At 33.2% G+C, this 4,543-nt stretch carries 3 protein-coding genes; 2 read left to right on the forward strand and 1 reads right to left on the reverse strand.

All coding sequences use genetic code 11. The annotated features are described in order from the left end of the window. Positions 1 to 202: 202 nt before the first annotated feature. Positions 203 to 835 carry a vWA domain-containing protein gene (locus tag F6K22_RS33075; protein WP_293108104.1) on the forward strand — a complete coding sequence of 211 codons (633 nt, stop codon included), beginning with the start codon at positions 203 to 205 and terminating at the stop codon, positions 833 to 835. Between the two features lie 620 nt (positions 836 to 1,455). Here the strand turns inward: F6K22_RS33075 and F6K22_RS33080 are convergent. Beyond that, positions 1,456 to 1,962, reverse strand: a complete 507-nt coding sequence (locus F6K22_RS33080; RefSeq protein ID WP_293108107.1) for a hypothetical protein — start codon at positions 1,960 to 1,962, stop codon at positions 1,456 to 1,458. Positions 1,963 to 2,464: 502 nt separating this feature from the next. On the opposite strand from F6K22_RS33080, the gene F6K22_RS33085 reads away from it, so the two are divergent. After that, positions 2,465 to 4,120, forward strand: coding sequence for an ABC transporter substrate-binding protein (locus F6K22_RS33085; RefSeq protein WP_293108110.1), 1,656 nt, complete (start codon positions 2,465 to 2,467; stop codon positions 4,118 to 4,120). The last annotated feature ends 423 nt before the right edge of the window (positions 4,121 to 4,543 follow it).

Below are 4,543 nucleotides of genomic sequence, written 5' to 3' on the forward strand. Positions count from 1 at the left end.
TCAGTTATCTTATGAGTAAGATACATCTTCTTCTTCCATGTTCCCAATTAAGTGTTCCCTATTCCCTAAAATTCTCCAATATCTCACAACTCAAATCATATTGCTATATGTCACTGAAACAATAATACCCCATTATAATCTCTAATTTAACGGTGGGACTCTCAAAACTTAGATGTTAACAATCAGAAAAGAGATTAATCTTATGGATCCATTACTCGAAGGTGGTGCTGCTATACAACAGCGTGATTACACCTTAATAATTGACAAAAGTAACGATATGCATATGTCTAGCTCTCCGACAGGTAGAAGACCATGGGATTTAATGCAAGACTCCATTATCAGATTAGCCAGTGAATGTGAGAAGCTAGATTTAGATGGACTAACAGTTTACCTATTCTCTGACTATTTTAAACGATATGACCAAGTAACATCTACCGATTTAGCTCAAATTTTCCTGGAAAATCAACCCTCCGGCAAAACTAATTTAGCAGATGCTCTCAAAGATGCTATTGATAATTATTTTGAGCGACGTGCTCTGAAAATAGCAAAGTCTAATGGAGAAACTATTTTAGTTGTTACAGTAGGTGAGATAGAAGAACCTGAGCGAGTCAAGCAGATTATTATCTCTGCTGCTAATAATTTACAGCAAGATGAAGAGTTAGGTATTTCACTTATTCAGGTAGGAAATAAACCTGAAGTCACTAAATTTTTTAAATTATTAGATAATGACTTACAAACAGTAGGTGCTAAGTTTGACATTTGCAATACTGTTACTATTGCCGACCTAGAAAATATGAATTTAAGTGATGTTTTAATTAATGCTATTTTTGCTTAATAGGATTGATTTATAACAATTTATTATCTCTGCTGCTAATAATATACAACAAGATGAATAGTTGGGTATTTCACTGATTTAAGTAGGAAATAAACCAGAAGTTACTAAGTTTTTTAAATTATTAGATAATGACTTACAAACAGTAGGTGCTAAGTTTGACATTTGCAATACTGTTACTATTGCCGAACTGGAAAATATGAATTCAAGTGATGTTTTAATTAATGCTATTTTTGCTTAATAGGATTGATTAAAATTCCCCTATTGCTTATCATTTGGAACTTTTTTTTCACCCATTGGGATTGAAAAACTGGTTAATATCTCTTGTTTAAAATCAAAAAAATTAGATATTTTATATGACTCATAAAGCGCATTTTATCTGGCAATTTCAAGGGTTTAAATTTATAGCCTTAAGCATTCAGATAGCCTCCTGACGGAGGAACTGCGAACTTCAGCTCAAGTCAAAACTATTAATTGATTGGGATTTCAATTTTATTAACATCCTCAGACTATTTTTGTAGTGCTATATATAGCAATTATCACCAAGGGTGAGATAAACAAGTTTTTGATTCTAGGGAATACAGAAGAGAAAAAAATACTCTACCTCATTAATATGACAACTACTATATTGAAGAATTTTGTGGTGAAATCCAAAACCATAAATTTCGTCCCAGCGCTTTGAAGTATAACTTGACTGGAAACTGGTAATAATCTATGACAATATTAACGATAATAGTCAAATGAGATAGAAAAGTTAAACCAGTCCAAAAAATCGGTAGCCAACATAAAGGAGTACCTGGTATTGGAGGAAAAAAGTAAGCACTTAATCCTATTAATGTGGTTGGTAATAATACAAATCCAACTGCTAATAACTTAATTACCCAACTCCATTTTACTTGAGTACGATTGGCTTTCCATTTTTTACCATTCCATCTCCAGCTTAAAGGAGAAGAACTATCTGCTATTTTCAATGATTGCTTTACCAGATCGACAGTAAAAATATGGTTACAAAAGTTACAAGAAAAAGCATCCATTAAAGTAATTGCTGAAATCTGACCATGATAGCAAACAGGACAAGTATAAACTTCTTCAATGCTCAAATTTTTATTGACATTATCGCAATTAGACATAGATTTTGAGAGTAAAGAAAAACAACTATATAGATTGAATTTTAAACAGTAATTTCTAAAGTTATCTAGGGTCTGTGATAATTCTTAACTTATCAGCTCTCACCTATCAGTAATTAATATACCTCTGGTGGAAAAGAGGGAGTAGGGACGAGGGATTAGGGGGAAATAATCAATTATTTCTGTACGATAATTGATTTGATTTTTGACGATCGCCAGAGGTCTAATAGTAAATAATTACTGCTAGAGTAAAGGGAGCGTAATGTAGCAATTTTTTATTCTCTCTCAATTTCAAGGGTTGCTTTTTCCTGCTTATTCCCTATTCCATTAAATGAAATTGATAGCTAATGTCTGAATACTTACCTTAACTTTGATCGAATTAAGCAAAAGTTAAAATTATTTCAACTATGTTGCAGATAGTTTTACAGCAATTTTTAGGATGGTAAGGTACACTCTAATCTCTAATCTCTATTCCCTATTCCCTTATCAGAGGTAAATAGTCAAATTGGTCAAACATAAATCATTTAATTTAATCAACCATTCCTGGCAGTCAATTATTCAATTTGTTAGTTTGTTTTGTCTTTGCTGCTTCCTGGTCATTAGTTGTAGCCAACCTCAGAATAACCCTGATAATACCCTAACTACAGAAACAAATACAAATCGCATTACTATCGGCACAACTTTAAAACCTCGAACTATTGACCCTGCAGACGCCTACGAAGTAATATCCGGTAACTTACTCCATAACTTAGGCGATCGCCTCTACGGTTACAAGTTAGGAACAACGGAACTTGTACCCCAACTAGCAACAGAAATGCCAAAAATTAGCGAAGATGGCACAACATATACTATTCCTATTCGTCAAGGGGTAATTTTCCATGACGGTAGTCCCTTCAACGCCGAAGCAATGGCCTTTTCTTTCAAACGTTTTATTCAAAATAGTGGTCCACCTTCTTCTTTATTAACTAATACGGTTGAGTCAGTAGAAGCTACCGGAGAATATCAATTAACAATTAAGTTGAAAAAACCTTTTGCAGCTTTCACACCTTTATTAGCATTTTCTGGTCTATGTGCTATTTCTCCTCAAGCCTATAAAATAGGTGAAAGTCAATTTAAACCTGATACATTTATTGGTACTGGTCCCTATAAATTAGCCGAGTATGGTACTGACGTTTTACGGTTAGATACATTTGAAAATTATTGGGGAGAAAAAGCCAAAAATCAAGGAATTGACATTCAAATATTTTCTAGTTCAGCCAATCTCTTTAATGCCTTTAAAACAGGGGCTATTGATGTAGCTTATTTTTCTCTAGACACGGACCAAATTACTAATTTAGAAGCAGAAGCTAATCGTCAAGGATGGCAAGTAATTTCTACAGATGGTAAGACAGTTAATTACATGGTTTTAAATCTGAATTCAGAACCATTAAATAACAAATCAGTGAGACAAGCTTTAGCATCTATTATTGACAGAAACTTACTAAATGAACGAGTTTTACAAGGAAAAGCCGAACCAGTTTATAGTCTAATTCCTACAAAATTTAATGATTATAAACCAGTATTTCAAGAAAATTATGGAGATGGAAATTTTGACAAAGCCAAAGAATTATTAAAAGAAGCAGGATATTCTCAAGAAAAACCAGCAAAAATAGAAATTTGGTATGCTGCAAATTCCACTAAAAGACAATTAACAGCCAGTACATTAAAAGCATCTGTAGAGCAAAAATTAGAAGGTTTAATGGAATTAGAATTGAATAGCGTAGAAGCAGCTACCGCCTTTAAAAATTTAGATAAAGGAGTATATCAAACATTTATCTTAGATTGGTATGGAGACTTTATTGATGCAGATAACTATATCCAACCATTTTTAGAATGTACAAAAGGTTCAAAACAAAAAGGTTGTGAACAAGGAGCTAGTCAATTTCAAGGTTCATTTTATTATAGCGATCAGATAAATCAATTAATCCAACAACAACGTCAAGAGCAAAACCCAGAAAAACGCCAAGCTATTTTCATAGAAATTCAAGAATTATTAGGAGAAGATGTTCCTTTCATCCCATTATGGTTAGATAAAGATTATGTATTTGCTCAGAAAAATATTAGCGGAGTTAGTTTAGAACCGACTCAGCAATTTCCCTTCTCGACAATTAATAAATCATAACTAACAAGTAAGCATTCAGCCGTTAGCTATTAGCTATTAGCTATTGTTTCCAGTGCGCGATAAAAGCTTTATTAATTGAACCAGAATTCAATCTGACGACAAAAGTTGGCTCCCTTGACCTTACAGTCCATATTCATTTCAACCCCATTCTCAAGGGTAGGGCTGTTTCAAAAAGCAAGAATTTAGCTTTTTTGGGTGCAGGAGGGATTTGGAGGTAGAAAAATGGCAAAATACAACTAAATAACTCGCGCTATGGAAGGAATTAGCTAACTAAAGCCTAACTGATTATTCTCATGAGTACGGCTCAAATGACTGATAATTGATTAATGGACAATGATGATTGTGTGATAAATTTGATAATTTGGAGACGAACTAGGAACGAATTTCTCTCCATCTCCCTATCTGTCTTTCAAGAGAATGAAA

The organism is Okeania sp. SIO2F4, assembly GCF_010672385.1.
Classification (GTDB): domain Bacteria; phylum Cyanobacteriota; class Cyanobacteriia; order Cyanobacteriales; family Microcoleaceae; genus Trichodesmium.